At 44.7% G+C, this 423-nt stretch carries 1 pseudogene; it reads right to left on the reverse strand.

The annotated features are described in order from the left end of the window. Nucleotides 1–350, reverse strand: a pseudogene (locus tag ACT3QP_RS15095) (transposase); the annotation flags it as partial. Between the last annotated feature and the right edge of the window lie 73 nt (nt 351–423).

The raw sequence follows: 423 nt of genomic DNA on the forward strand, positions 1-423 counted from the left end.
GTTAAAGATACGGCAAGCACGGCGTATGCTAATGCTACGATCTTCAATATAGTGACAAGCCATCTGCCGGCGCCTTTGGGGCGCTACCACTTTTTTGACATAGCATCCTGTAGGATGTCGGATTTAAGACATTCATCAGCGTACATCTTCTTTAAGCGGGCATTTTCAACTTCAAGCTCTTTAAGACGGCTGATAAGCGTGGCGTCCATACCACCATATTTAGATCGCCAGTTGTAGAAGGTGCTTTGGCTGATGTTATGCTCACGGCAGAGCTCGGTAATAGGGACACCTTGTTCGGCTTGTTTTAGGATGTTGACGATTTGGTTGTCGCTAAAGCGTGTCTTTTTCATAGGATTCTCCTGCTGATGTATTCTAGCAGTTACTCTCTATTTATGAGTGTTCTTATTTATTGGGGGGATTACC

Origin of the sequence: Psychrobacter sp. AOP7-B1-24 (assembly GCF_052376215.1) — a bacterium.
GTDB lineage: Bacteria > Pseudomonadota > Gammaproteobacteria > Pseudomonadales > Moraxellaceae > Psychrobacter.